A 26,192-nucleotide genomic window follows, 5' to 3' on the forward strand; every position below is an offset into this window, starting at 1 on the left:
TCGCGGTCGGAGTAGGCGAACTCCGGTTCCTGACGCTGCCACTTGAGCTTGTACAGCGGCGGTTGGGCCAGGAAGATGTGGCCGTGCTCGACCAGCGGTTTCATGAAGCGGAACAGCAGGGTCAGCAGCAGGGTCGAGATGTGCTGGCCGTCGACATCGGCGTCGGCCATCAACACGATCTTGTGATACCGCAGCTTGCTGAGGTCGAACTCATCGTGGATGCCGGTGCCCAGGGCGGTGATGATGGCCTGGACTTCGGTGTTCTTCAAAACCCGGTCGATGCGGGCCTTTTCGACGTTGATGATCTTTCCGCGCAGCGGCAGGATGGCCTGGAACATCGAGTCCCGGCCGCTCTTGGCCGAGCCGCCGGCCGAATCGCCCTCCACCACATACAGTTCCGACTTGCTCGGATCGGTCGAGCGGCAGTCGGCCAGCTTCCCGGGCAGCCCCCCGATCTCCGAGGCACTCTTGCGCCGCACCAACTCCCGCGCCCGCCGCGCGGCGACCCGGGCCTGCGCCGACGAGGCCACCTTGGTGACGATGACCTTGGCCTCCGCCGGGTTGGCCTCGAACCAGTGGGTCAACTGCTCGTGACAGACCTTCTGCACGAACGACCGAATGGCGGCGTTGCCAAGTTTGGTCTTGGTTTGCCCCTCGAACTGCGGCTCGCCGACCTTCACCGAGATCACCGCCGCGAGGCCCTCCCGGATATCGTCGCCGGTGAGGTTCGGAGCGTGGCCCTTTGCGCTGTCCTTGAGGAGCTTCTTGTCCTTGGCGTACTTGTTCACCACGCCCGTCAAAGCCGCCCGGAAGCCCTCCTCATGGGTGCCACCTTCGTGGGTGTTGATGGTGTTGGCGAACGTGTGCACCGACTCTGAATAGCCGGCGTTCCACTGCATCGCGATCTCCACCTCATGCCCGGGGCCGGTACCACCGAACGCGATGACGCTGGGCTGGATCGGCTCTTTTGCCCGGTTGATATGGCCGACGTAGTCGATCAGCCCGCCCGGGTGGTGAAAGGTGCGGGTCTGAGGGTCGTCGCCGCGCCGGTCGGTGAGCGTCAGCACCAGACCCTTGTTGAGAAAGGCCATCTCCTGCAGGCGGCGCGCGATGGTTTCGGCGTGATACTCGGTGGTCTCGAAAATCTCTGGGTCCGACCAGAACCGGACTGTGGTGCCCGTACGGACCGACGGCTCACCCTGGCGCAAGATACCGGGCACCGAGCGTTCGTAGTGCTGGAACCAGGCGTAGCCGTCGCGGTGGATACACACCTCCAGTCGGGTCGACAGCGCGTTGACCACCGAGACGCCCACGCCGTGCAAGCCACCCGACACCTGGTACGACTCCGCGTCGAACTTGCCGCCCGCGTGCAACTGGGTCATCACCACGTCGACCGTCGGAATCCCGGTGTCGTGCATGGCAACCGGGATACCGCGGCCATCGTCGCTGACCTCTACCCCGCCGTCGGCGAGCAGTACCACGTCCACGCGGGTGGCGTAGCCGGCCATCGCCTCGTCCACACCGTTGTCGACCACCTCCCACACCATGTGGTGCAGGCCGCGCTCACCGGTGGACCCGATGTACATGCCGGGCCGCTTGCGGACCACATCGAGCCCTTCGAGGATGGTGATCGATTGGGCACCATAAGCGGGGCTGGACATCTGGGTTCCTCCGTGCTTGACAAGAATGGCCGAAGCCCTGCCCGTACCTCAACGGGACGGGCAGGGCGACGGGGTGTTACGAGTTACGGACCGGGACGAAATCGATGGGTGCACCGGCCGGGATCAACTGCTCGGTCTCCACGCTGGCGTCGAACTCCTGGATGAAGCGGTACGCGTGCTGCATCACCCACCACCGCACCCAGGTCTGGTTGACCGCCTCCCGCTCCTTCGGGTCCTCCAGCAGGTTGGTGATGCGGGCGAAGCCGAGCGGGATCTCCGGGTCGTGGAAATGCTGCTGCCGCTTGAAATTGATCTTGAACTGCGACCATTTCACGGCGTGGAGCTCTTCGTTGAGCCACACCATGCAGCCCTCACGTTCGGATTCCTCTGCGCCGGCGAAGAACTCCCGCTGATCGATGCCGTCGATGATGCGGTCATCGGGGACCTCGCAGCCGGCCCAGCGCAGCAGCGTCGGGAACATGTCGGTGACGTGCACCATCTCGTTGCTCTCGCGTGGTGCCACCTCGCCCGGCCAGCGGATCAGGCACGGAGTGCGGATGCCGCCCTCGGCGGAGCTGAAGTAGGACCCGTCGAAGAAGCCCGCGGTACCGCGACCGGCCAAGTGGTCCTCGGCGCCGTTGTCGCCCGCCATGATGACGATGGTGTTGTCCTCGACACCCAATTCGGCGAGGTAGTCCAGGATGCTGCCGAAGTCGTGATCGAGCATCAGCAACGAATCACCCCATGCGCCATTGGTGCTCTTGCCCTTGAACTCCTCGCGCACCTCCATCGGGAAATGCATCAGCGAATGGTTGTGGTAGAGGTAGAACGGCTTGTCCGCCTCGACGCTGCGCTTCATGAAATCCTTGGCACGCCGGTCGTATTCGCCATCGACCTCACCCTTGAGCTTGACCGTGAGCTGCTGGTCGGTGGCCACCACGCCGTCGGCCTTGGTGCCCTCGTACATGTAGGAATAACCGTCACGCTCCGCCTTGTACCAGGGGTCGTCGGGCCACAGGCACTCGTCGTAGGTGCGGGCCGGGCCGTACCACTCGTCGAAGCCGTGATCGGTGGGCCATCGGCCGTCCTCGGCACCGATGTGCCACTTACCGAAACAGGCTGTGGCATAACCGGACTCGGACAGAATGTCGCCCATGGTGCGTTCCCACGCCACGATGCCACCACCATTGCCGCCGAGCGCGATGGTGTGGTTGCCGGAACGGATCGGGTACCGCCCGGTCATCAGCGCCGAGCGGGTGGGCGTGCACTGGGGTTCGACGACGAAGTGCGACAGCTTCAGCGACTCGGCGGCGAAGGCGTCCATCCGGGCGGTGTCAGCCCCGCGCAGGATGCCACCCCCATAGCAGCCGAGCTCCCCCATCCCGAGGTTGTCGACGTGGAAATACACGATATTGGGTTTTTTGGGCATGGTTGAGCTACCTCTCTATCGATCGGGTGAAAAGTGAAGGGTTGAAAGAAGGTGCCGGCTACTGTGGCGGCGACTTGTCGGGTTCTCGTGCGGCAGTGGTCATCAGCGAGCAGCGATCACCGCGGTAACGCACGGTCTCGAAGTCGAACGGGGTGCCGTCTTCCAGAAACGTCAGCCGATGCAGGAGCAATAGCGGTGCACCGGTGCGGATTTCGAGAAGCTCGGCGGTGTTGGCATCCGCGGCCACCGACTCCACCGTGACTTCCGCCCAACCCAACCGCATGCCGAGTTCGCGTTCGATCAACGCGAACACGTCTTGGCGGTCGAGATTGGCATCCACGGGTATCGCGCCGATCCGCAACGAGGTGGTGTCCAGCGACAGCGGCACACCGCTGACCGATCGGAGCCTTTCGATGAACAGAATCGGCGCGTTTTCGGGCAACTGGAGCTTGGCGGCGACGAAGGGGGAAGCGACCGAATCGCGCACGGACAGCACCGTATTCTCCACCGGCAGCTGGTGACCGGCCAGAGACTCGGCCAGACCTTCCAGGCGATCGATCCGTTGACTCAGTTTGGCACCGGTGACGAAGGTCCCGGCACCCTGCACCCGGCTGATCAGCCCTTCACCGCGGAGCAGTTCCAGCGCTTCACGGATGGCATTACGACTGACTCCGAACTCCGCGGCGAGTTCGTTCTCCGGAGGCAGCATCGGGCGCGCCGCCGCCAGGCCGCCGTACACACCGTCGAGGATCTGGCCGCGCAGGACATCGCGGGCCCAGCGGGCGGCGTCGGCCCGGGTACCGGCATATTCCCTGGGCGCAGGACGGGGAAAGTCCTTCGGCGGGATGTGCGGGCGGCGGGCCATGACCTCACTGTGCCACCGATACCGGCAGGTGGCGATACGGTCCGTGTTACGCCACCTGTTACTTCGTAAAGCCCTAGGCCAGCGGCTATGCGACGGCGTTTCGGCGCGGGTTCCGCCATCGCCGGCCACTACGGCTGGTCGGCGACACAGCGAAAACCGATGTGCGTCGTGGCACTGTCCTGTGATTGTGAGGACCGGGCAGCCGGGCGGTAGCGGTGGCAGTACTCGGGCGCGCACAGGTGCGACCCACCTTTGAGGGTCTGCATCACCGACGGGTCACCGGCGGGTGCGGGACAGCAGCCCGATACGTCTGCGGCCGCGCGGTGCCGAGGCGTGTAGCGGGTGGTGGTCCACTCCCATACGTTGCCGATCATGTCGGCCAGACCAAAAGCGTTCGGCGGGAACATGCCGACCTCGGACGTCCCCACCCAGCCGAGTGCGCCGTCGTTCCGGTACGGAAACTTGCCCTGCCAGGTGTTGGCCATCAACTGCCCGTTCGGCCGGACGTCGTCGCCCCAGGCATAGACCGTCGTAGCGCCCGCTCGGGCGGCGTACTCCCACTCCGACTCGGTGGGCAATCGTCTCCCGGCCCAGGCCGCGTACGCGGCAGCGTCGGGGTAGGCGACCTGGACCACCGGGTGGTGGAGCCGATCGTCGATGGACGATCCGCGGCCCTTTGGGTGCTTCCAACACGCCCCTTCAGCCCACGTCCACCACTGACGCCAATCACGCAGGTTCACCGGCCCATCGGTCGGCTGGAAGACCAGCGAGCCCGCAACGAGTTCCTCTGCGGGCACGCCGGGAAACGCTGCCGGATCGAGTTGTTGCTCCGCTACCGTGAGATAACCCGTCTCGGCGACGAACTCGGCGAACTGGGCATTGGTGACCGGGTGTTGCTCGATGGCGAACGGCGCAACCGACGCCTCGTGCACCGGCGATTCCTCGGGATAGAAGTCTTGTGATCCCATGCGGTAGGTGCCGCCGTCGAGTGCGACGAGTTCGGTGAGCATGCCGACAGAGTAAGTAGGCCTGGAAACCGCTGCACGCCGACGGAGAATTAGCGTCGCTGGGCAGTCCCTGGCGAACGGCACAGAATTGCTTGCTGCACAACATATTTCATAGACCAGTCCCTACGGTTCGTCAGCGGTCGATCGGCCCCGCACCCCCACCCGCATGCGCTTTGGTGATCACGGGCTCGGGGTACCCGGCCTCACGTGCCGCCCGGGACACCGCTTCACCGACCGCACTCACCCGCCCATCGGGCACCAGCGCGATGACGCAGCCACCGAACCCGCCGCCGGTCATCCGCGCCCCAAGGGCACCGGCCCGCTCGGCAGTTTCGGCGATCAGATCGAGGTGGCCCGTCGTGATCTCGAAGTCATCGCGCATCGAGGTGTGCGATGCCGTCCACAGCGCCCCGACGGTGGTGAAATCCGACGACTCCATGGCCGCAACACAATCGAGCACGCGCCGGTTCTCCGACAGCACATGCCGTGCCCGTCGGGCATCGATCGGATCTTTCACCGCCTCCAGCGCCGCCGCGTCAGAGACCTCACGAAGTGAGGACACACCGAGGTCTGCGGCAGCCCGCTCACACGATGCGCGCCGGGCCGCGTACTCACCACCGGCGTGCGCGTGCCGGGCGCGGGAGTCGATCAACAGCAACGCCACCCCGGAGGCCCCGGGGTCGAAATGGACCGGGTGGACGGTGAGGTCGCGGAAGTCGATCAGCATCGCCTCCCCCGGCACGCCGAACAACGAAGCCAGCTGATCGAGCAGTCCGGTTGGCGCACCAACGTATTCGTTCTCGGCCCGCTGGGCGATCCGCGCCTGCTCGATGCGATCGAGATCCACGTCGGCCGCCGTGAGCAGCGCACCGAGCACCGCGCATTCCAGCGCAGCCGACGAGGACAACCCGGAACCGATCGCGACGTCGCTGGTGATTGTCATGGCCCCGCCGGGCGCCGCGATCCCAGCACGCCGCAGCGCCCACATCACACCCGCGACATACCCGGCCCATCCCGTCACCTCTCCGGGCCCGGTATCCACACCGATCCGCGCCGGGCCGTCGCCCAACGAACTCGACACCGAAAGCACACCCGACGCGTCCGGATCGAAGCTCACAACGGTCTTCTGCGGCAAGGCAATCGGTAGCGCGTACCCCGCGTTGTAGTCGGTGTGCTCGCCGATCAGATTGACCCGGCCCGGCGCGGAGTATCGGATCGCCATAGCCGAACGATAGTGCCGGAAGCTAACCGGCAGCCACCACGACCTGCGGCGGCCGGCGCAAACCCAGTTCGACCTGGAGCGGAAAGGCAAGGGTCTTCCGGGAGATTTCGACGCCATTCACGCTCACCGTGCCACCCGCCGTGGCCTGACCCGACTGGATCGCAACCACATGACCGTCGACCACCACGGCGACCGCGGCGAAGAGCTGTAACCGCACAGCCGCCTTGGCGGCCAATGACATCACCGGGAAACTGTCCACCTCGACGTCGAGTGTGTGCTCACGGTCCGCTGAGATGACGTGGGTGTGCAATGGCACGATCTGCTTCACCCGGGGCTGCGTGTGCGACTTCCTGATCGCCGTGGCGATGGCGCCGTAGGTATGCCAGCCCTCAAGGATGAGGTCGGCCATCGTCTCACTCAGCACCGCCCGCAAGGATGCCTCGATCTCCGCGGCCAATGCGTGGCGCGCCACGACGCCGAGATTCCTCAGCGGGCGAGCAGATTCGCGATTTGCCACGACTTGCGTGACTGCATTGTCGATCCTGGCCTGGGTTTGACGTGACTGCGGAAGCATCCAATTGCCAACAGAGGTGTCGGCGATCAAGGAACCAGTCATCAGTGGACCTCCTCCACGGTGGTGGAATGCGATTTCACGGAGGGAACGACAGAAAGGATGTGGTCACGGCCGGTGCCATCGGCGTGACGGACATCGAAGGGCACGGGCACCCCGCGATGCGATGCCACAGTGACGTGCGCTTTGAGGAATTTTCCACCGCGGTGGCGCCACGCTCGTGCGGCCAGTCCGGCGGCAACCGCCAAGGCGCACAACACCACCAGCGGTATCCATGCATTGTTGGTCGGCGGCGGCGGAGGGTCGTCGTCCCGACCCACTGAAGGAGTGGTCGTCACGTACGTCGGCGAGGGCTGCGACGGTATGGCGATCACTGGAGTACTGGGACGAGTCTGAGATGTCACGCTCGGCGTATCAGTCTCGCAGGTGGTGAACGAATTCAGTTTGAACGACGGCGAAGGGGCGACGTTGGGCGATGGGAAGTTCCGAGGGATCAGGATGGACGAATCGATAGGCGGTTCAGTCGTGGTGGGCACTGTCGTCGTCGGCTCTGTCGTGGTCGGCACCGTCGTGGTGGGCTCGGTCGTCGTCGGTTCTGTCGTCGGCTTTGTTGAAGTCGGACACGGATCCGCAAACGCCTGACCCGGTCCAACGATGAGTGCCACGCATACAGCCGAGATCATCACCATGACGGCGCCCGCCCGCGGACCGCCGTACCTCGATGTCGCCATACCGCCCCCATACTTCAGCTGCTAGCTGAAGTATCGATGCGCCGCTGACGGTTGTAGTGCGTAGTCGACTACCCGAATCAGCCCTGATCGACCCGATGCGCCCGGCGGAAGCGGTCCAGATAGGCCGGCCAGTCCCAGCTGGACAGGAACTCCGTCGTCGCCGCGTATCCCTTTTCATACAGCGCCTGGGCCTCATTGCGCGAGATGTCGAAGTCCAGCACCCCGACGTCGGTCGAATCCACCTGAATCGCGCGGACCTTCACCCACGGCTGACTCAGGTAGGCCTGGTCGTGACCGACCAGCATCGTGGAGATCAAGCTCTCCAGGAACGTCGGACGGCCGAAGCCCAGCATCCCCAACCCGGGAATCAGCTGCTGCGCCGACGGTGCGGGCAGATACGGCACCACCGTCACCCCGAACGTTGGCCACCGCGGCTCCGCACCATCAGGGCGGTCGAACGAGTCGATCGGGAAGTTCGACAGCACCCCGCCGTCCACCAATGTGCACGGCTTCCCCTCGGCGGTTGTCAACGTCACCGGATGGAAAAGGAACGGAATGGCCATCGAGGCCCGTACGGCGTCGGCAACGAGCTGCTCGTCGGGGTCCAAACCGTAGACGCGCCGGTAATCCCATGGCAGACGTACCAATTGACCGGTCGTCAGATCGGTGACCGTGACCGTGAGCCGGTAGCGCCGCTCGGGCAACAGGTTGTCGTCATCGATGGCCAGATCACCAAAGGTCTTGACGCCCAGGTTCTTCAGCTCGCCGCGGATCCAGTCATAGGCGAAGTCACCGCGATAGATGCCGGTCTCGCGCAGCAGCCCCCACGCCGTACCCAGCACCGGGATCCGCTCGATCGGCCCGCTGTCGCGGAACTTGCGATACGGCACGCTCAGCGCCAACTCCCGCAGCTCGTCACTGGTCAGGTCTTCGCGTTGCACCGCGGCGGCCACCACCGCACCGACCAGTGAGCCGGCCGAGGTGCCCGAGATCCGCCCTATCGTGTACCCCGCGTCCTTGAGAGCGACGACGGCGCCGACCAGGCCGATGCCCTTGACCCCGCCCCCGGAAAGCACGAGGTCCGCACGGTGCGGAGAACGTTTCGCAGCCATGGCCCCAGCTTGGCACGGCCGCCTGACAATCGGCCGTGTTCGAGTCGTTGACCGGCGTCTTCGGTGGTGCCCGGTAGACGCGAGACCTAACCGGACCAAGCCCGCGTAACCTCGAATTGTCATGCGTATCGCCATCAGTGGAGCAGGGGTGGCCGGTGCAGCGCTCGCGCATTGGCTGCACCGCACCGGCCACAGCCCGACGCTGATCGAACGGGCGGCGACGTTCCGCACCGGTGGCTACATGATCGACTTCTGGGGCATCGGCTACCGGGTGGCCCGGCAGATGGGCATCGAAGCGGCCATCCGCGAGGCCGGCTACGACGTGCAGTCGGTGCGCTCCATCGGACCGGATGGCACGACGCGCGCCACGCTCGGCGTCGACGTGTTCCGGCGCGTGATCGGCAACGACTTCACGAGCCTGCCGCGCGGTGACTTGGCCGCCGCGATCTATCGCACCGTCGAGGACCGCGTGCCGACCGTTTTCGGCGACAGCATCACCGGCATCGACCAACGTCCAGAGGGGGTGCGGCTGACGTTCGAGAAACGTCCGGCCGACGACTTCGATCTCCTCATCGGCGCCGACGGCCTGCACTCCACAGTGCGCAGCCTGGCATTCGGGGCAGAGGAGCGATTCGAGCACTATCTCGGCTGCAAGGTCGCCGCCTGCGTGGTCGACGATTACCGGCCCCGCACCGCCGGCGCCAGTTCCGATACGTATCTCACCTACAGCATCCCCGGCCGACAGGTCGGGCAGTTCACGCTGCGCGGTGACCGCACCATGTTCCTGTTCGTGTTCCGCGACGAGCACGATGACCACGGCTTGGCACCAAAAGAACAGTTACACAAAAAGTTCGACGATGCGGGCTGGGAATGCCGACACATACTGGCCGCAGTGGCCGGCGTCGAGGAACTCTACTTCGACGTGGTCAGCCAGATCCGGATGGACCGCTGGTCAAATGGCAGGGTGCTGCTGATCGGTGATGCTGCGGGCTGCATCTCACTGCTCGGCGGCGAGGGCACCGGCTTGGCGATCACCGAGGCCTATGCGTTGGCCGGGGAACTGTCGCTTGCCGACGGCGACCACCGCCGCGCCTTCACCAGCTATGAGTCCCGGCTGCGCCCATTCATCGAGGGCAAGCAGGCCGGTGCCGAACGGATGTTGGGTTTCTTCGCCACCAGAACAAGGTTCGGTTTGTGGTTCCGCGACATGGCCCTGCGGGCGATGAATCTGAGCCGCCCGGTGGCGGGCCTCTTCGCCGGCAGCGTGCGCGACGACCTCGATCTGCCCGACTATCGGATCTGAATAAGTGGCATCAACGGCAGTACTGAGTTTCCAACCCGCACACCTACCGACTCCGCGGTGTCGACGCGGCTGAAGTGACCGCCAGGTCGTCGGCCTGCCGCAGTCCCCGCACACAGATCCGTGCCCCGCGGTGCGGCACCAACGTGACATGCTTGACGCGTTGACGTTCGTCGGCAGCACTCGTGGCGAAAAGGTCTGCCCGGCACAGGATTTCCCGGAGAACCACCCGTAGCTCAACCATCGCGAACGTCGCGCCCAGGCAGCGCCGGTTGCCGCCACCGAACGGAAACCACGTGGCGGGGCCGAGACTCGCGCCGAGCATCCGGTCAGGGTCGAACCGGTCGGCGTCGGGATAGACGTCGTGGCGTTCATGCACCAGACCGATCCCCGGCGCCACCATCACCCCGGCCGGCAGTCGGTAGCCGGCCAGATCGATCGGCTGCTTGAGCACTCGGCCCACGTCGAACACCACCGGCCGGATTCGCAGGGTCTCCTTGGCCACCGCGTCCAGGTATTCGTCGTCGCCTTCGCGTGCGGCCCGGACCGCCTTGTCCAGCACCGCGGGATGACGGGTCAACCGTTCCAGCGCCCACGACAGCGCAGTCGCGGTGGTCTCGTGCCCGGCGACGATCAAGGTCATCAACTGATCGCGCAGTTCACGATCGGTCATCGCGTGCGCGCCCTCATCGGCGGACCGCACCAGCATCGCCAGCACATCGGTGCGGGCCGCGAGCTCCGGGTCAGCACGTCGATCCGCGATCTCGGCGAACAGCAGCCGGTCGGCGTCGGCGAGATCGCGCTGCATGCGCCGCCACGGGCGCCGCCGCTGCAGGCCTGGGCTGGCCAGCGCCAGCGTCTCCCACGGACCCACACTGAGCAGCCTCGGCATCACCGACCGCAACGCGGCCAGCCGGGCGGGATCCGACGCCCCGATCACCGTCCGCAGGATCACCTCGAGCGTTATCTCCGCCATCTTCGGTGCCACCGGGAAGGTGGTGCCCACCGGCCATCCGGCGACGTTCGCGGCGGCGATCTCGGTCATGATCTCGGTCTGGCGGGCGACGGCGTCGCGGTGAAACGGCGGGAGCATCTGACGCCGGCGTTCATGGTGTTCGTCCTCGTCGATCACCAGTACCGAGCTGTCGCCGAGCAAGGAACTCAGCACCGAATTCGCTTCTCCGGCATGGAAGATTGTCGGATCTCCGGCGAACACCACCTTGATGTCAGCGGGGTCTGCCAGGTACACCATGGTGCCCATCGCCGCGACGCGCAGCGTGAACACGTCGCCGTAGCGGCGTCGACAGGCCGAGACGAATCGCGGCCAGTAACGCAGCATCAACAAGGCCTGCACCGACGGGGGCAACGGAGGCCCCGGAGGTAACCCCACCATTCCTCCACCCTACGAGCCCTGGTCGCTCAGCGGGACCGAAGCACTCACAGCAAGAGGCCCGGACGCCGGCTGCGTCCGGGCCCCTGCCTCCCCCTGGCCTACTTGGCGTGGTTGTGCTGGTGGTGGTGATGGATCCTCGACCCGGGCTGCGGCATGTTGTGCTGGTTCGGGAAGGCCTGGTGATGCGAGCTGACCGATGGGCCGGCGTTGGCGACGGAGGCGTCGGCGTGGGCGGTGGCGGCGCCCAGGGCGATCAATGCGGGGGCGGCGGCGAGGGTGAAACCGGCGGCGATGCGGCGGGTGAGGGTGCTCATGTCGACTCCTTTGTCGGATAACGCTTTTGGTCTTTGTCCCGGTGTGTTCCGGTGTTGAAATAAGAATGCGCCGCGGCGGGCTGGAGCTGTATCGACCGACCGGCCCATCCGCCGGACGAATGTCGTGTCCCCCGATCGGGGGAATGCGCCGAGCCACTGACCGAATTGCCGTCCCGCGGGGGCCGCGATCGTGCTTAGGATCAGCAAACAGAAACTAGGGGGATCCGATGGGCATCCATCCGAACGCGGCCGGCATGGTGCTGTGCACTGCCCTGCTGGCCGCCTGCACCCCCACGATCCCCGACTCCGGCGGCCCGCACGTCGACGTCCTGGGCAGCATGATGGCCAGCGAATCCGAGATCAACAGTGTGATGAACGCCGAGGTCAGGCCGAAGACGGCGCTCCGCGCCCCGATGACCAACGCCAACTATCAGCCGATCTCCCGCCCGGAGTGCATCGTGGTCATCGGCAATGGGATGGAATGGGTCTACGGCGACAGCAATTACCAGGGGTTCCGCGAAACCCAGCTGGCCGATGACGCCGACGACGTCGAGGTCGACCAGGTCATCGCCCGTTTCGACAATCCCAAGGCCGCCGAAGCGATGGTGGCCCGCACCGTCGACATCTGGCGCCGCTGTGGTGACGACACCCTGACCTTCAGCTACGACGGCGGCAGGACCACCGATGCCCGCCGGATGGCGGCCCCCACCGTGCTCGACGGCGTCGACATCACGCACGACGAGCCACTGGATGTCACCGACCGCATCACCCACCGCGCGATCGTTGCCGTCGACGCGTTCGGCGTCGACCTGCGGATCAGCGGCTACGACATCACCGACCAGCAGACCGTGCGGCTGGCCAAGATCATCGCGGGCCGCACCGCGCTCTAATAGGCTGCGCTACAATGGATTACAACTAGTTCTCTCGCAACATTGACACGACCATGACATCGGCGTGTACTGAAGGTTCAGGGCGCGCCACCCGCTGATCGAAGGCTTCTCCCTGTTCGACTGAGCATGGCACAGGGACTTCAGAAGCAGCGTTCCTTTTCGGGATCCCGGTCAAGTGGGTGGCGCCGCTCGGAACACTGCCCGCCATCCCGCATCGGGCAGCGCGAGTGTGAATATCGTCCGCAACGTCTGCAGATATTGGCGGCCGAGAGAGCCGCTCGTGTAAGGCAGATTGTATTTCTCGCACAGACCGCGCACGCGCACACTGATCTCTGCCATGCGATTGCTGGGCAGATCCGGGAACAGATGGTGCTCGATCTGGTAGCACAGATTTCCACTCGAAAATGCCAGCACCGGACCGGCTTTGAAGTTCGCCGCACCCAGCATCTGCCGCAGATACCACTCGCCGTGACTTTCGTCTTCCAGCGTTTCCGGACCGAATCGTTCCGCCCCATCGGGGAAATGCCCGCAGAAGATGACCATGTGCGCCCACAGGTTGCGCAGCACATTCGCGCCCAGATTCGCGAAAAGGGTCCGCTTCCAGCGCCGCCCACTCAATGCAGGCACCACGACGAAGTCCTTGGCGAGCTGGCGCCCGATCTTGGCGCGCAGCAGTTGTCGCGCCGCGTTGCGGCCCTCCTCGGTATCCGCCCGGTCTCGGGCGGAGTAGAAATCGTGTAGGGCAATCCCCCACTCGAAGATCATGGCCAACAGCACATTCCGCAGCGGCTGCACCAGATGTTGACGTTCCCACTGCTGATCGCGGCTCATCCGCAGGATGCCGAAGCCGAGGTCGTCGTCCACGCCCAGCACATTGCTGAATACGTGGTGGTGGTAGTTGTGCGAGTAGCGCCACTGCGACGACGGACCCACCTGGTCCCACTCCCACGTGGTGGAGTGGATCTCCGGATCGTTCATCCAGTCCCACTGGCCGTGGCCGACATTGTGCGCGATTTCCATGTTCTCAACGGATTTCGCATAGGCCAGCGCGACTGTCCCGGCCAGCACGCCGGCCTTCGACCGTGCACCTGTGATCAGCAGTCGTGCCGCCACGTCGAGCGCGCGCTGGAACACGATGGTGCGCCGAATGTAGGCAGCATCCCGCGCACCGAGCGATTCTTCGATGTCGCGGCGGATGGTGTCGAATTCGGTTCCGATCGCGTCGATGTCTGCGCGGCTCAACTTCGCGTAGGCGGCGATATCTCTGATAGTCAGTGTTCCCGGTCCGTCTGTGTGCGGCGGCATGGTCCGGGCCACCTGGGTGAGAATGCCCTCAGCCTAGGCGTCGCCGCGCATCCCTGCCACAACCCGAGGTCGCACCGGGCAACGAGCGCCCCGACGGCGTGTCGCCACCAGGATGCGGTTCTTCCCGTAGGGTCGGGAAACCGGGACCGACACAGGCCCCCACATCAAAGGGGCCGACATGGCCGACAAATCACCGCGACAGAGCCTGGCCAAGAAGTCAGGCAAATCTCTCAAAGAAAAACGCGCGGTGAAACGCGCAAAAGCCGGTGATGCCTCATCCACGGATGACGTTCTGCATCTCAAGAAGCGGTAACCCTTCGAATCGCATTCCCCGACCTATCACGGTGCTGCTGTGGCCCGTGTGATCGCAGTTGCTCAAAGCATGGTCGAACACTGCGCGCGACCCCTCTGACCGATTACGATCAGCAAACACGGTCGAGGGGGTCTCATGGACGGGCAACGGGCGGTCATCCCCGCCATCGCGGCTATCGCGTTGGCGGGGGCTGTCCTCAGTGGCTGCAGCCCCAGGCAAACGGAGATTGACGCAGGCCCACAGATCGACGTCCTCGGCAGCATGCTCGCCAGCGAATCCGAACTCAACACGATCCTGGCCACCACGGGCCTGCGCTCCAAGACCGCGCTGCGCCAGCCTGCCAGGCTCGATGCCGACGAGCACGCCTCGCGCCCGGTGTGCCTGGCCGTCATCGGCAACGCCATGGACGAGATCTATCGCGACAGCGGGTTCCGCCAGTTCCGCGAGTCCCTGTTCGCCGACGATGGCGACGACCTCGAGGTCGATCAGGCCGTCACGGCGTTCGATACCCCCACGGCCGCGCGCACGGTCGTCACCCGCACGGTCGACACCTGGCGACAATGTGCTGGTGAGAATCTGGTGATCAGCTACGACAGCAACCGTCAGCCCAGCATCTTCGCGCTCGGCAACCCGAGCGTCGTCGACGACATCGATGTCACCAACGAACAGACACCGACCAGTCCGCAGCACGGCAGCCGCCGCGCGATCCTGGCTGTGGACAACCTCGTCGTCGATGTGCGGATCACTGGAACCAACCTCACCGACGGCCAGGTGGCGCAGGTTGCCAAGGCCATCGCCGGCCGCAACGCGGTGTGAGAGGCGAAAACCCTCAGCGGACGGCGCCATTGATCACCGGTTGGGTGATCATGCCCTTCTCGACACCCCACATGGTGGCGATGGTGCGGTACTCCCCGGTGTCCATCACATGCTGCAGCGCCGACCGCAACGGCTCCGCCAAACCGGATCCCTTGGCCACGGGCCAGCCGTAGGGCGCGGAGTCGAACACCTCACCGGCCGGTTCCAACGCACCGCCGCTGAGCTTGATCGCGAACCCTGTTACGGGTGAATCGGCGGTCATCGCGTCGACCTCGCCGGCGATCAGCGCGGCCGTCACCTCGTCCTGATGGGTGCGCACCACTTTCTCGATGGGCGGCAGCCCAGCTGCGACGCACTCATCCGATTTGGCCGGGACCTCCGTGGTCTCCTGAATCGTGCTGTACTTCACCCCGACTCGCAGCCCACAGGCCGATCCCGGATCGGCCATCGACCCGGCCCGCCGCGCCCACAGCGTGCCGGCCTCGAAGTAGGTGACGAAATCGGCCTGTTCCTGACGTTCGGCGGTGTCGGTGATCGAGGCCATGCCGACGTTGAAGTTGCCGTCGGCCACCGAGGGCAGGATCCCCTCGAAACCGGTCTCCCGGAACTCGGGCACCAGCCCCATGGTCCGCGTCACGGCTTTCATCAGATCGACGTCGAAACCGACGATCTCGCCGCTGGAATTCTTGAACTCGTTGGGCGCGTAGGGAACATTCACCCCGATCACCAGCCGGCCGGAATCGCGGATCTCCGACGGTACGGTCTTCGCGATCTTCTCGACCGCACCCGAAGGCGCCTCCACGGGACCGGCCGCCGAGGCCGAATCGGCCAGGCTGGGATTCTGCCCTGAGCCGCCGTCGCGCAGCTGCCACACCCCCACCGCGCACAAGGCCGCTACGACAACCGTCGCGCCCACGATCGCGGCCACCTTCTTGGACACCCGGACACGCGTCGGAACCCGTTGCGCCGAATGCCGCCCCGAGCGTGCCTGGGCACGCACCGGAACCGCGAGCGCGGCCCGCGCCGCGGCCGCCAGGTCCCCCGCACTTTGATAGCGCTTGGACGGCTTCTTGGCCATTCCCTTGGCGATCACGTCGTCGAAGGCCGCCAGGCGCGAATCCTTCTCGGAGGCCCGCGGGGGCGCGGACACCATGTGCCCGGCGATCTGCTGTTCGAGACTGTCCGACGGATACGGCCGCTCCCCGGTAAGGCACTCGTAGAGCACGCACGCCAGCGCGTAGATGTCCGAACGCGGATCGATCTTGCCGGCGTCGAACCGCTCCGGCGCCATATACGCCAGCGTGCCCAGGGTGCTGCCCGCGGTCGTCATACCCGAGTCGCCCGCGGTGCGGGCCAGGCCGAAATCGATCAGGTACACGAAATCGTTGTGGGCGATCAGGATGTTCGACGGCTTGACGTCGCGATGGGTCAACCCGGCCTGATGCGCGCTGTCGAGCGCCTCGGCGACCTGCTCGATGATGCCCACCGCGAAGGCCGGGTCCAACGGCTTGCCGGTCTTGGTGAGCATCACGCCGAGGTTGCGTCCCTCGATCAGCCGCATGTCCAGATAGAGCCGGCCGTCGATCTCGCCGTAGCCGTGGATCGGCACCACGTGCGGATTGCTCACCCCCGCCGCGGCATGCGATTCCCTGCGGAACCGTTCCTGGAAGGTGGCGTCCTGTGCCAGGTGCGGCGGCAGAACCTTGAGCGCGACGATCCGGTCGGTGTCGGAATCGTAGGCCTGGTAAACCTCGCCCATTCCGCCCCGACCGATCAGCTTCTGCAGCTGATAGTGCCCGAATGGGGTTGAATCCACCGTTCAACTCCTCGGCAGCGGCCAATTCGGCGTCGGCATGTCGATCGAAGTTACATCACGTTTGCCGCACGCGTCGGTCCAGATCACATCAGGTGAGCAAAAATTGTCGCTCGCGGTGACGCATGAGACCGATGTGAATTCGTAACGGTCAAGATCGCCACCAAATGCCGATATCGCGATCCGATCCCGTTACCTTGGTCGCGGGCTTTGACAGCGGGCTCGACGACCTCGTCGGGAAGGGGGAACATGCGCGTCGACGGACGGGACATCACTGTCACCGGCAGTCTTTTGCAACCGCCGACCCGTCGCACCAACGACATCCTGCGCCTGATACTGGCCGCGATCTTCCTGGCCACCGTCATCACCAGCTCGCTGATCACCCGCTACGAGTGGGTAGCGCTGGAGCGCTCCATCTCCGAGATCGTCGGCGTACTGACCCCTACCCAGTCCAATCTGGTGTACCTGGCCTACGGCATCGCGATCCTGGCCCTGCCGTTCGTGATCCTGGTCAGCATCGTTCTCGGCCGGCAATGGAAACTGCTGGGCGCATACGCGGCCGCGGCCCTGATCACCATGCTGTCGCTGTCGATCACCGCCAACGGCATCGCCGCCCCCAAATGGCACTTCGATCTGTCCGACCGGCTCAGCTCCCAGCTATCGCAGTTCCTCGACGACCCGCGCTGGATCGGCATGCTCGCCGCGGTGCTCACCGTCTCCGGGCCCTGGCTCTCACGCCGGCTGCGCCGCTGGTGGTGGACGCTGCTGCTGGCATTCGTCCCGATCCATCTGGTGGTCAGCGCCGTCGTGCCGGCCCGCTCACTGCTCGGCCTGACCGCGGGCTGGTTCGTCGGCGCGCTCGTGGTGTGGCTCGTCGGCACCCCCGCCCTGGAAGTCCCGCTCGACGGCGCGGTGCGCGCGTTGGCAAGGCGCGGTTTCGTCGTCTCGGCGTTCACCGTGGTGCGCCCGGCCGGCGCCGGTCCGCTGACGCTGACCGCACAGTCCCCCGATCCCGACTCCAGCGCCGTCGTCGAGCTGTACGGCCCCAACCAGCAGAGCGGCGGCGCGGTGCGGCAGGTGTGGCGCAAACTGCGCCTGCGCACCAATGAGACGGCGCCCCTGCAGACCTCGATGCGCCGCGCCGTCGAGCACCGCGCGCTGATGGCCATCGCCATCGGCGATCTCGGGCTGGCGAGTACGTCGACCATGTCGGTCGCGGCACTGGACCGCGGCTGGACGCTGTACGCACACAACCGCAAACGCGGCATCCCGCTGGACCAGAGCACCGACGAAACCACCGTCGGGCGCGTCTGGAACGCGCTGCGCACCCTGCACGATCACCAGATCTCGCACGGCGACCTGCGCAGCAAGGAGATCACCGTCGACGACGGCGCCGTGCTGTTCGGCGGGTTCGGCAACGCCGAATACGGCGCCACCGACGCCCAATTGCAGTCCGACATCGCGCAACTGCTCGTCACCACCACCGCGCTGTACGACCCGCAATCGGCAGTCGCCGCGGCGATCGAGGCGTTCGGCCGCGACACCGTGCTCACCGCATCGCGACGGTTGACGAAGGCCGCGGTGCCGTCCCGGGTACGCGACGCCGTCCCCGACGCCAAAGAAGTGATGGCCGCGGCCCGCGACGAGGTGAAACGCCAGACCGGTGCCGATCAGATCCAGGCCGAGACCATCACGCGGTTCACCCCCACCCAGGTGATCCAGCTGGTGCTTCTGGTGGCGCTGGTCTACGTCGCCTACCCGTTCATCAGCACGGTGCCGACGTTCTTCTCCGAGCTGCGCACCGTCAACTGGTCGTGGGCACTGCTCGGGCTGACGGTCTCGGCGCTGACCTACGTCGGCGCGGCGGCCGCACTGTGGGCGTGCGCCGACGGGCTGGTGAGTTTCCGCAATCTGTCGATCATGCAGGTGGCCAACACCTTTGCCGCCACCACCACGCCTGCCGGCGTCGGCGGCCTGGCCCTGAGCACCCGGTTCCTGCAGAAAGGCGGGCTCAGCACCGCGCGCGCCACCGCGGCGGTGGCCCTGCAGCAGTCCGTGCAGGTGATCGTGCACGTGATCCTGCTGATCCTGTTCAGCACCATGGCCGGAGCCTCGGCCGACCTGTCGCATTTCGTGCCCAGCTCCACCATCCTGTACCTGATCGCCGGGCTTGCGCTCGGACTCATCGGGGCATTTCTGGCCGTGCCCAAACTGCGGCGCTGGCTGGCCTCCTCGTTGCGGCCCAAGCTCAAAGAGGTCACCGACGACCTGGTGAAGCTGGCCCGCGAACCGCAACGCCTGGCATTGATCGTGCTGGGCGCCGCGGGCACCACCCTCGGTGCCGCCCTGGCATTGTGGGCCAGCGTCGAAGCCTTCGGCGGAACCACCTCCTTCGTCACCGTCACTGTCGTGACCATGGTCGGCGGCACCCTCGCCTCCGCTGCCCCTACACCTGGCGGCGTCGGCGCGGTCGAGGCCGCCCTGATCGGTGGACTGGCCGCGTTCGGCGTGCCCGCCGCGATCGCGGTGCCCGCGGTGCTGCTCTACCGGGTGCTGACCTGCTGGCTGCCCGTGTTCATCGGCTGGCCGGTGATGCGCTGGCTCACCGAGAACGAGATGATCTGAGCGCGACGCGCTGTTGGCGTGTCGGCGGCCCGGCGTGTCGCGGCCGGCGGACGTGTCTCGAGTTGCCCGCCTGTTAGCGACAATTCAGCGACAATCGCCACCTGCGCACCCAGAGCATCAGCTGTCACAGATGCGAGCCGAACTTCCGTCACTCAAGTGCACGTGGGCCCCGTGTGTCACAGAAATCGAGTTGCCCACCTACGAGCGACAGTGTCGCTGTAAGCCGGGCACTGGACTGGTGAGGCTGATGGGGCACATGGCGCTGGATTGGCGAAAGCGCTCAGCGACAATGGGTTTGGTGAGAGATGAGTTGCCGGTGTGGCGACTGTCGCTGAATTGTCGCTAACAGGCGGGCAACTCGGCAACGCGGAGGAAACTCACGACGTGGCAGCGCTGACGACCATGGCGAGCGGGGGGCCGATGGGACGTGGGCATCGACGGAGACGTCGGCGGCGGTGAACAGCGCGAAGAAGTTTCGACAGTCCCCGGCCGGCGCAGCCACAGAGGCTGTTCACACGATCAGCACCGTCCACATCCATGCACGGCACCTCAAGCTAACGCTGTGACCTGCGCATTTCCCTCGGACAAACTGGGTGGGCGCGCGATTCCCATGAAGGATTCCGGATGATCCGTGCAGTCAGCAACCCCGGTGAGGTGCCATGATGATGTGTCATGGACAGCGCAGATCCCACCGAGCTGATCCGCCATGCCGACGCCGCACTCGCCGGCGTCGGCAAACTTCGTGCCGAGGTCGCCGACCGAATCCGCACCGGCACCGACGAGGTGGTGACGCAGACGCTGCAATCGGCGTCGCTGCAACACCTGCGCCCATATCTGGCGCGCGGCGCCCGCCTCGGCGGACTGGCCAACTCCGACTACCGCACCGTGCACGACATCCACACCGTGCCGGCCCGGCTTTTGACGCAGGTACCCGGTATCGACATCGAGGCCGCACAGTCCGTGCAGGCCGCAGCCCAGGCCATGGCCGACCACATCCGCACCACAACGCGGCCTCGGCTGCGTGCCGGGCAGGACACCGAGCTGCTGACCTCACTGCTGACGCTGGTTCAGGCCGACGTGCCGGTCAAACAACTGCGCCGGCTGATGCCGCGGCTGCGCAGCCACACCGTGTCAGATCAGCTTCTCGAATCGGTGCGCGTGTTGCTGGACCGCATCGACGATGCCCGCCACTTCGAGGGCGACGTCTGGGCGCAGTATCGCTCCGACCCCCGTCCCATCGACCAGCTACTGAGCGACTTCGCCTCCGGGACAACCGATGTCGATGCCGCTCAGGGGTTCGTCGGAGCCGAGGTGGCCGCACTTGTCGAGCAGACCGTACTGAACCGCTCTCTGCTGCGCACCGAACTGCGCGGCTACCAGGACTTCGGCGCCCGGTACGCGCTGGCACGTGAGCGGGTGCTGCTCTGCGACGATCTCGGCCTGGGCAAAACTCTGCAGGCACTGGCGGTCGCCGCGCACCTGTCCGCCGCCGCACAGCTTCGCCACACCTTGGTGGTGTGCCAGCCCAACACCGGAATCCATTGGGCCGCAGAGACAGCCAAGCACACCGCGCTACGGGCGATCGAGATCCGCGGCAGCGAACGCGATGCGCGCCTTGAGAATTGGAAGAGCTCGGGCGGCGTCGCCATCGTCTCGTTCGACACCCTGCAGCGCATCAAACTGCCCGAACGCCCGGGCCTGGTCATCATCGACGAGGCGCACCTGCTGCGCGACCCGAAATCCGACCGGGCCCGCGCCGTGCGCAACGTGATGACCTCCGACAACCGCGTGCTGTTCCTGTCCGGTGTGCCGATGCACCAGCGGATCGGCGGTTTTCGCCATCTGGCCGACTTCCTGCAGCCCGACGTCGCAGGCAAGGTGGCTCCCAACGCGGGTGAACGGGGATCGATCGCCTTCCGTCGCGCGGTGGACCGGGTGTACCTGCGACGTGACTACCGCGATGTGGTCGACGAGCTACCGGCACGGATCGCCACCGAAGAATGGGTGCGGCCCAGCCGCGCCGACCGCGAGCGTTACCGGCAGGCCGTCTCGAGCGGCAACTTCAGCGCCATCCGGCAGGGAGCCTGGCCGTCCGGCGCACCGACACCGGCCGCCAAGCTGGACCGGCTCATCGAACTCACCAACGAGGCCCACATCAACGGGGCCAAAGTGGTGGTGTTCTCGCATTTCCCCGCGGTGCTCGATGTCATTCGGAAAGCCTTGCCGGGCAACATGTTCGGACCGGTGGACGCGTCGGTACCCGATCAGCAGGCCGTCGTCGACGCATTCGCGACCGACCGTGGTCCGGCCACCCTGCTGGCCCACATCGGTGCCGGCGCACTGGACCTGCGCCGACTGAACGCTCCGGCAGTGTTCATCATCGCCGAACCGCAATGGCAGCCACGCACCGAACGGAAGGTCGTCGGACGCACCCAGCGGCTCAGCGAACTGCACACCGTACGGGTGCACCGGCTGCTGGCCAGAGGCACCGTCGACGAGCCGATCCGTCGCCTGGCGCATCACCCCGACGAAGCTCCGCCGCATCAGGACGAGGTGGTGCGGGCCGAACAGGCCCGGCTGGCGCGGGCCGGGCTGACCGCGAAGTTCAGTGGAACCGGTTAATGATCGGAATGCGCTCGATGATCCGGTCCCGCAGCCGCGGCTGCGGATAGGTCACCGGCGGGGGAACATACGGCGGTGGCGCGTAGACCGGCGCCGGGGGCGGTGCGGGCGCGGGCGGCACGTAGGCGGGCGCGGCCGTGGGCGCCGGAGCGGCAGGGGCCGGGGCGACCTGCGCGGGCGGCTGATGTACCGGCGGGTCGGCAGCCTCGACCGCCTGCGCCGGCGGCGGGGCTGCCGGAGTGTGCGGCGGAGCGGCGGGCGCCGGCTTGCCGACGGGTTTTTCGACCGGCTTCTGCACCGGTTTCGGGGCCGGGCCGGCCTCGGGAGCCGATTCCTGGATGCTCGCGGTGTGCGCGGTTTCGGATACCGCCCCGGGATGCAGGTGCAGCCCGATGGCGGCCGAGGTCGCGACGACGAGTGCCACCAGGGCTCCGCCGACGATCGACGACAATGCGCCGACCTTGGTCAGATGGACCGTCTTGGCCGGGGCCGCAGCGGTATTCACGGCGAGTGCCGCGGCCAGTCCAGCGCCTCGCGCGAACGCCAGGTCGGATTCGGCCGAGGTGATCACCGCAGTCGGCAGGGACTCGGCCAACTCGCTCACGATCGGATCTTGGGCGTCCGAACCCAGGATGAACATCGCGGTGACCGGCCTGCCGGTGAGTGCCAAAAGTCCGGTGATGTCGGCGACAAACGTCTCGGACCGCTCGATGCGGTCGGCGCTGACGTCGTCGGGTGTCACGATCGCCACCACGGCGGCGTCGGGCTCGACAATGCACACCGCAATGTCGTCGTGGTCGGTGATCTCGGCGATTCCACTGGCCAGCATGCCGGCCGCCTCGATCTCCGAGACCGCGAAGACATTTCCGTAACCGCGGTTGTCCAGGGACTGCATGATGTGGCCGGCCAGCGGCGCGGCGTCGTTGGTCCACGTCACGCCGATGGCATGGATGCGATGTCCGCCTTCGAGCTCGGTGTCGTCCACCAAGCCGCGCAGGAGACCGTCGGGGTCGTAGCCGGCGACATCCTCGAGCAAGATCGCGCCGCGATCGAGCGGATGTCCCTCGCCCGTCGTGCCCTCGACGAGCACCCACCGAACGGCTCTCGAAGTCATCGCGAGGCCGAGCACGAGATCCATACCGATCCCCCGATCTGCCTAGTCCTTCGTTGATCAGGTTACCGGTGTGACGGCGCTTACACGTGGGTGCGCCGATCTACGCGCAAACTGTTCGATCCGGCATCGGCCTCCAGTCATGCGGCGCCACACCATAAGCTCGCTGCATATGAGGTACCTCGCGGCCGTCCTGGCCACCACATCGTTGCTCGCCGGATGCGCTGTCGCAGGCAAGCCCACCATGGGTCCGGTGACCGATGAATGGCGGCAGGCCGTCGTCACGGCGGTCGCCGGCCTCGGCACGCAGATGGGTCCGATCGCCAACGCGATGGTGACCGCGGACCACCGGACCGATTACGGGGCACTGCACAATGCCTGCAACGACATGCGTCACTACGTCGACTCGGTCCAGAACGAGGTCCTGCCCGGACCCGACACCAAAGTCAACGCCGCCCTGCGGGACGGTCTCGACGGCTACCGCAGCATGGCCGACCAATGCGTGGCGATGACGCCCGCAAACAGCCCGGGTCGCCTGGCCAAGCTCGGCGCCACCATGGACGAGGCCCATCTGCACATCATCGACGCGCTCAGGCTTCTCGGCGTCAGCATCCCGAAACGCTGAGCCCGCACGTCCATTCGCGGGACTGCCCCTCAAGGACTCCGGCGTGATGGAGACCTCAACCAGTTAATTAGGTTTTCGTAGCGATTGTGTTCCACAATTGTTCACCGTGTCGTTACAGTTTCTCCTGTTGTGCATTGTCGTTTTCACCGCTTTGATGTTCGACTTCACCAACGGGTTTCACGACACCGGCAACGCGATGGCGACGTCGATCGCCAGCGGAGCACTCAAACCACGTACTGCGGTGGCACTGTCGGCGCTGCTGAATCTCGTCGGCGCGTTTCTGTCCACCGCCGTGGCCGCCACGATCGCCAAAGGCCTCGTCGACGCCAATCTGGTGACCCTCGAGCTGGTGTTCGCCGGGCTCGTCGGCAGCATCCTGTGGAACTTGCTCACCTGGCTGATGGGCATCCCGTCCAGCTCGTCGCACGCCCTGATCGGCGGCATCGTCGGAGCGATGATCGCCGCCGTCGGAGGCCACGGCGTGATCTGGCGCGGCGTGGTCTCGACCGTCATCGTGCCCGCGGTGCTGTCACCGCTGATCGCCGGCGTGGTGGCCTGCATCGCCAGCTGGCTGGTCTACCGGCTGATCCGCGGCCTGCCCAAGGAGCGCACGATCGCCGCCTTCCGGTACGGACAGATCGGCTCGGCATCCCTGATCTCGCTGGCCCACGGCACCAATGACGCGCAAAAGACGATGGGCATCATCTTCCTCGCGCTGATCTCCTACGGCGCCGTCGACGATTCGGCGAGCATGCCGCCGTTCTGGGTGATCGCCGCCTGCGCCGTCGCCATCGCCCTCGGCACGCTCTCCGGTGGCTGGCGAGTCATCCGCACGCTCGGCAAGGGACTCGTCGACACCGAGGCGCCCCAGGGCATGGCCGCCGAAGTCTCCTCGGCGGCAACCATCCTGCTGTCCAGCCACTTCGGCTACTCACTGTCCACCACACACGTCGCGACGGGATCGATCCTCGGCAGCGGGCTGGGCCGTCGCACCGAAGTGCGCTGGGGCGTCGCGCGCAACATGGCCACCGCGTGGCTGATCACCCTGCCCGCGGCGGGCCTTGTCGGCGCGCTCACCTACGTGCTCGTACACGGGATCGGTGGCTTTGCCGGACCGCTGATCGGGTTCGTGGCGCTGATCGCCTCGACGGTGCCCATCTGGCTCAAGTCGCGAAAGCCGCCGATCGACCACAAGAACGTCAACGACGCGTGGCAGGGCAGTCTCACCGCGGTCGAGGGGAAATAGGGACGCAACATGCACAACTGGATCAACCTCGCGGCCGTCGGCAAGATCCTGCTCTTCGGCCTGGCGGTGGGCGCATCAGTGCCGACCATGTTCGCGATCGGCGTGCGTCTGCACATCGCAGGTGACCTCGCGGACAGTCCCTCAGATGCCGGCCGTCGCCGGGTGCTGGTGGGCCTGAGCTGGGTGATGTTCGCGTTGGTGCTGCTCGTGGTGGTCGCCGGCGTGCTGTTCATCGCCAACTACTTCGTCGGCCATCACACCGGCGTCTACGTGTTCGGCAACAACGCCGCGCACCACTAGGCCAACGGCGCGACCGGCGCGGGTGCGGCCGGAGCCGGTGACACGGGCGCGGGTGCGCCGGGCGCCACCGGAGCTGGGGGACTCTGCGCAGGGGCCGGACCAGGCAGGTTCTGCGGCGCCGGACCCATGTGCTGGGCGGGCTGAGCTGCCTGCGCGGGCTGGGCCGGCTGCACACGTGACGGCTGCGACGGGCCGTTGCCCGCCAAAATCGCCGGCGGAGCGGGCGCGGGCGACTGCCGCGCCCAATCGTCCTGAAGCTTGCTCGCCGCGAACGCGGCCCCCTGATTCACCAGACCGGCTTCCGCGTACTGGGTGTGGATGCCGAAACTTCTGCCCTGCGGATCGCACACCAGATCGTTGTCGACGCACAGGTCTATCGCCTTGGCGGTGTAATTCGGCCCGACGACAACCGAGGGATTGTTGATCACCTTCATGAATCGCGGCGACGGTTTTCCGAACAACGCGACGGCCGCCACATGCTCAGCTACATCCGGCGGCATGGGCGCAGGCACGTTGTCCGGCGAAATCCCCTCGGGCACAACGCTGGCAGTTACGAAACCGATGACGGCCGCGCCCTGCGAGAAGCCGCCGAGCACCATCTTGGTGTCAGGGCAATTGGCGGCAGTCGACATGATGTGGGCGCGCGCGTCGGCGATGCCCTGGACAGCGGTCGGGAAGTCGGTCGTGGCGGGATAGTCGACGGGATAGACCTCCACGGACTTCGTACCGACGTTGGCGCGCAATGAGTTAACGAAAGCCTCTCCCGTATCCCCTACTCCGGGCGCTTCCATGGTGCCGCGGGCGAATACCACCTCGGCATCCGGACACGGTGCCGCATGGGCGGACGGCATCGCCATGTTGCTCATCACGGAAGCCGCCCCCGCCATGACGGCAACCAAACCGGCACTTCCGAATTTCCCC

General features: G+C 66.2%; 24 protein-coding genes. 10 read left to right on the forward strand and 14 right to left on the reverse strand.

The features are described from left to right. The 7 genes from H977_RS0125715 to H977_RS35445 all read right to left on the reverse strand — a co-directional run. A partial coding sequence (locus H977_RS0125715) for a DNA topoisomerase subunit B (RefSeq protein WP_029110551.1) occupies nucleotides 1-1,661 on the reverse strand: 1,661 nt, incomplete at its 3' end. A 76-nt stretch (nucleotides 1,662-1,737) separates the two neighbouring features. After that, nucleotides 1,738-3,090 (reverse strand): arylsulfatase, encoded by a 1,353-nt coding sequence (locus tag H977_RS0125720; protein ID WP_029110552.1) that lies wholly within the window; start codon nucleotides 3,088-3,090, stop codon nucleotides 1,738-1,740. Between the two features lie 58 nt (nucleotides 3,091-3,148). Continuing rightward, nucleotides 3,149-3,955 (reverse strand): GntR family transcriptional regulator, encoded by an 807-nt coding sequence (locus H977_RS0125725; RefSeq protein ID WP_051289077.1) that lies wholly within the window; start codon nucleotides 3,953-3,955, stop codon nucleotides 3,149-3,151. 128 nt (nucleotides 3,956-4,083) lie between these two features. Further along, nucleotides 4,084-4,965 carry a formylglycine-generating enzyme family protein gene (locus H977_RS0125730; protein WP_029110554.1) on the reverse strand — a complete coding sequence of 294 codons (882 nt, stop codon included), beginning with the start codon at nucleotides 4,963-4,965 and terminating at the stop codon, nucleotides 4,084-4,086. Between the two features lie 130 nt (nucleotides 4,966-5,095). Then, complete coding sequence (locus tag H977_RS0125735) at nucleotides 5,096-6,301, reverse strand: galactokinase (protein ID WP_081681853.1); 1,206 nt, start codon at nucleotides 6,299-6,301, stop codon at nucleotides 5,096-5,098. Further along, nucleotides 6,207-6,800, reverse strand: a complete 594-nt coding sequence (locus H977_RS0125740; RefSeq protein WP_029110556.1) for a hypothetical protein — start codon at nucleotides 6,798-6,800, stop codon at nucleotides 6,207-6,209. The genes H977_RS0125735 and H977_RS0125740 overlap by 95 nt, the downstream gene beginning before the upstream one ends. After that, nucleotides 6,800-7,075 (reverse strand): hypothetical protein, encoded by a 276-nt coding sequence (locus H977_RS35445; RefSeq protein WP_029110557.1) that lies wholly within the window; start codon nucleotides 7,073-7,075, stop codon nucleotides 6,800-6,802. The genes H977_RS0125740 and H977_RS35445 overlap by 1 nt, the downstream gene beginning before the upstream one ends. 178 nt (nucleotides 7,076-7,253) lie before the next feature. Between H977_RS35445 and H977_RS35450 the strand changes: the two genes are divergently transcribed. Further along, nucleotides 7,254-7,397 carry a hypothetical protein gene (locus H977_RS35450; RefSeq protein WP_155946833.1) on the forward strand — a complete coding sequence of 48 codons (144 nt, stop codon included), beginning with the start codon at nucleotides 7,254-7,256 and terminating at the stop codon, nucleotides 7,395-7,397. A 166-nt stretch (nucleotides 7,398-7,563) separates the two neighbouring features. Here the strand turns inward: H977_RS35450 and H977_RS0125755 are convergent, their stop codons facing one another. Beyond that, a complete protein-coding gene (locus H977_RS0125755) occupies nucleotides 7,564-8,598 on the reverse strand; it encodes a patatin-like phospholipase family protein (RefSeq protein ID WP_029110558.1) in 1,035 nt (344 codons plus the stop codon). Between the two features lie 121 nt (nucleotides 8,599-8,719). Between H977_RS0125755 and H977_RS0125760 the strand changes: the two genes are divergently transcribed. Continuing rightward, the gene (locus H977_RS0125760; RefSeq protein ID WP_029110559.1) at nucleotides 8,720-9,901 is read left to right on the forward strand and encodes an FAD-binding domain; all 1,182 of its coding nucleotides are present in this window, start codon (nucleotides 8,720-8,722) and stop codon (nucleotides 9,899-9,901) included. 43 nt (nucleotides 9,902-9,944) lie between these two features. Here H977_RS0125760 and H977_RS0125765 read toward each other — a convergent pair whose 3' ends face one another. Further along, nucleotides 9,945-11,291 carry a cytochrome P450 gene (locus H977_RS0125765; RefSeq protein WP_051289079.1) on the reverse strand — a complete coding sequence of 449 codons (1,347 nt, stop codon included), beginning with the start codon at nucleotides 11,289-11,291 and terminating at the stop codon, nucleotides 9,945-9,947. Nucleotides 11,292-11,389: 98 nt separating this feature from the next. Then, the gene (locus H977_RS0125770) at nucleotides 11,390-11,605 is read right to left on the reverse strand and encodes a hypothetical protein (RefSeq protein WP_029110561.1); all 216 of its coding nucleotides are present in this window, start codon (nucleotides 11,603-11,605) and stop codon (nucleotides 11,390-11,392) included. 227 nt (nucleotides 11,606-11,832) lie between these two features. On the opposite strand from H977_RS0125770, the gene H977_RS0125775 reads away from it, so the two are divergent. After that, the gene (locus H977_RS0125775) at nucleotides 11,833-12,495 is read left to right on the forward strand and encodes a sensor domain-containing protein (RefSeq protein ID WP_029110562.1); all 663 of its coding nucleotides are present in this window, start codon (nucleotides 11,833-11,835) and stop codon (nucleotides 12,493-12,495) included. 171 nt (nucleotides 12,496-12,666) lie between these two features. On the opposite strand, the gene H977_RS0125780 is transcribed toward H977_RS0125775, so the two are convergent. Then, nucleotides 12,667-13,770: a fatty acid desaturase family protein gene (locus tag H977_RS0125780; RefSeq protein WP_029110563.1), complete on the reverse strand. Its 1,104-nt coding sequence runs from the start codon at nucleotides 13,768-13,770 to the stop codon at nucleotides 12,667-12,669. Nucleotides 13,771-13,978: 208 nt separating this feature from the next. Between H977_RS0125780 and H977_RS36100 the strand changes: the two genes are divergently transcribed. Together H977_RS36100 and H977_RS0125790 are read left to right on the forward strand one after the other, a co-directional pair. Further along, a complete protein-coding gene (locus H977_RS36100; protein ID WP_286162743.1) occupies nucleotides 13,979-14,113 on the forward strand; it encodes a hypothetical protein in 135 nt (44 codons plus the stop codon). 135 nt (nucleotides 14,114-14,248) lie between these two features. Next, nucleotides 14,249-14,929 (forward strand): sensor domain-containing protein, encoded by a 681-nt coding sequence (locus H977_RS0125790; protein WP_029110564.1) that lies wholly within the window; start codon nucleotides 14,249-14,251, stop codon nucleotides 14,927-14,929. 13 nt (nucleotides 14,930-14,942) lie between these two features. On the opposite strand, the gene stpK7 is transcribed toward H977_RS0125790, so the two are convergent. Next, the gene (gene stpK7 / locus H977_RS0125795; protein WP_029110565.1) at nucleotides 14,943-16,745 is read right to left on the reverse strand and encodes a serine/threonine protein kinase StpK7; all 1,803 of its coding nucleotides are present in this window, start codon (nucleotides 16,743-16,745) and stop codon (nucleotides 14,943-14,945) included. A 246-nt stretch (nucleotides 16,746-16,991) separates the two neighbouring features. Here stpK7 and H977_RS0125800 point away from each other — a divergent pair, with 246 nt between their 5' ends. Both H977_RS0125800 and H977_RS0125805 read left to right on the forward strand, forming a co-directional pair. Then, nucleotides 16,992-19,367: a lysylphosphatidylglycerol synthase transmembrane domain-containing protein gene (locus H977_RS0125800; RefSeq protein ID WP_029110566.1), complete on the forward strand. Its 2,376-nt coding sequence runs from the start codon at nucleotides 16,992-16,994 to the stop codon at nucleotides 19,365-19,367. Between the two features lie 672 nt (nucleotides 19,368-20,039). After that, nucleotides 20,040-21,989 carry an SNF2-related protein gene (locus H977_RS0125805; protein WP_029110567.1) on the forward strand — a complete coding sequence of 650 codons (1,950 nt, stop codon included), beginning with the start codon at nucleotides 20,040-20,042 and terminating at the stop codon, nucleotides 21,987-21,989. Here H977_RS0125805 and H977_RS0125810 read toward each other — a convergent pair. Next, nucleotides 21,973-23,127: a DUF7159 family protein gene (locus tag H977_RS0125810; RefSeq protein WP_029110568.1), complete on the reverse strand. Its 1,155-nt coding sequence runs from the start codon at nucleotides 23,125-23,127 to the stop codon at nucleotides 21,973-21,975. The genes H977_RS0125805 and H977_RS0125810 overlap by 17 nt on opposite strands. Nucleotides 23,128-23,272: 145 nt before the next feature. Here H977_RS0125810 and H977_RS0125815 point away from each other — a divergent pair, with 145 nt between their 5' ends. From H977_RS0125815 to H977_RS0125825, 3 genes are all read left to right on the forward strand, one after another. After that, on the forward strand, nucleotides 23,273-23,725 hold the full coding sequence (locus H977_RS0125815; RefSeq protein WP_029110569.1) for a hypothetical protein: 453 nt from the start codon (nucleotides 23,273-23,275) through the stop codon (nucleotides 23,723-23,725). A 106-nt stretch (nucleotides 23,726-23,831) separates the two neighbouring features. Further along, a complete protein-coding gene (locus H977_RS33930) occupies nucleotides 23,832-24,971 on the forward strand; it encodes an inorganic phosphate transporter (RefSeq protein ID WP_036477280.1) in 1,140 nt (379 codons plus the stop codon). A 9-nt stretch (nucleotides 24,972-24,980) separates the two neighbouring features. Then, complete coding sequence (locus H977_RS0125825; protein ID WP_029110570.1) at nucleotides 24,981-25,271, forward strand: hypothetical protein; 291 nt, start codon at nucleotides 24,981-24,983, stop codon at nucleotides 25,269-25,271. Here H977_RS0125825 and H977_RS0125830 read toward each other — a convergent pair. Further along, nucleotides 25,268-26,158, reverse strand: a complete 891-nt coding sequence (locus H977_RS0125830) for a cutinase family protein (protein ID WP_029110571.1) — start codon at nucleotides 26,156-26,158, stop codon at nucleotides 25,268-25,270. The two genes, H977_RS0125825 and H977_RS0125830, sit on opposite strands and share 4 nt — an antisense overlap. Between the last annotated feature and the right edge of the window lie 34 nt (nucleotides 26,159-26,192).

This window comes from Mycobacterium sp. URHD0025 (genome assembly GCF_000426065.1).
GTDB lineage: Bacteria > Actinomycetota > Actinomycetes > Mycobacteriales > Mycobacteriaceae > Mycobacterium.

Excerpts from the sequence above, each read along its gene's own strand:
- H977_RS0125735 (WP_081681853.1), bottom strand. The coding sequence starts at position 6,301 with ATGGCGTCGAAATCTCCCGGAAGACCCTTGCCTTTCCGCTCCAGGTCG.
- H977_RS36100 (WP_286162743.1), top strand. The coding sequence starts at position 13,979 with ATGGCCGACAAATCACCGCGACAGAGCCTGGCCAAGAAGTCAGGCAAA.
- H977_RS0125805 (WP_029110567.1), top strand. The coding sequence starts at position 20,040 with ATGGACAGCGCAGATCCCACCGAGCTGATCCGCCATGCCGACGCCGCA.
- H977_RS0125730 (WP_029110554.1), bottom strand. The coding sequence starts at position 4,965 with ATGCTCACCGAACTCGTCGCACTCGACGGCGGCACCTACCGCATGGGA.
- H977_RS0125825 (WP_029110570.1), top strand. The coding sequence starts at position 24,981 with ATGCACAACTGGATCAACCTCGCGGCCGTCGGCAAGATCCTGCTCTTC.
- H977_RS35450 (WP_155946833.1), top strand. The coding sequence starts at position 7,254 with ATGGACGAATCGATAGGCGGTTCAGTCGTGGTGGGCACTGTCGTCGTC.
- H977_RS0125720 (WP_029110552.1), bottom strand. The coding sequence starts at position 3,090 with ATGCCCAAAAAACCCAATATCGTGTATTTCCACGTCGACAACCTCGGG.
- H977_RS0125810 (WP_029110568.1), bottom strand. The coding sequence starts at position 23,127 with ATGGATCTCGTGCTCGGCCTCGCGATGACTTCGAGAGCCGTTCGGTGG.
- H977_RS0125740 (WP_029110556.1), bottom strand. The coding sequence starts at position 6,800 with ATGACTGGTTCCTTGATCGCCGACACCTCTGTTGGCAATTGGATGCTT.
- H977_RS0125770 (WP_029110561.1), bottom strand. The coding sequence starts at position 11,605 with ATGAGCACCCTCACCCGCCGCATCGCCGCCGGTTTCACCCTCGCCGCC.
- H977_RS0125790 (WP_029110564.1), top strand. The coding sequence starts at position 14,249 with ATGGACGGGCAACGGGCGGTCATCCCCGCCATCGCGGCTATCGCGTTG.
- H977_RS0125800 (WP_029110566.1), top strand. The coding sequence starts at position 16,992 with ATGCGCGTCGACGGACGGGACATCACTGTCACCGGCAGTCTTTTGCAA.
- H977_RS0125755 (WP_029110558.1), bottom strand. The coding sequence starts at position 8,598 with ATGGCTGCGAAACGTTCTCCGCACCGTGCGGACCTCGTGCTTTCCGGG.
- H977_RS0125725 (WP_051289077.1), bottom strand. The coding sequence starts at position 3,955 with ATGGCCCGCCGCCCGCACATCCCGCCGAAGGACTTTCCCCGTCCTGCG.
- H977_RS0125775 (WP_029110562.1), top strand. The coding sequence starts at position 11,833 with ATGGGCATCCATCCGAACGCGGCCGGCATGGTGCTGTGCACTGCCCTG.
- H977_RS0125765 (WP_051289079.1), bottom strand. The coding sequence starts at position 11,291 with ATGGTGGGGTTACCTCCGGGGCCTCCGTTGCCCCCGTCGGTGCAGGCC.
- H977_RS0125830 (WP_029110571.1), bottom strand. The coding sequence starts at position 26,158 with ATGGCGGGGGCGGCTTCCGTGATGAGCAACATGGCGATGCCGTCCGCC.
- H977_RS0125815 (WP_029110569.1), top strand. The coding sequence starts at position 23,273 with ATGAGGTACCTCGCGGCCGTCCTGGCCACCACATCGTTGCTCGCCGGA.
- H977_RS0125760 (WP_029110559.1), top strand. The coding sequence starts at position 8,720 with ATGCGTATCGCCATCAGTGGAGCAGGGGTGGCCGGTGCAGCGCTCGCG.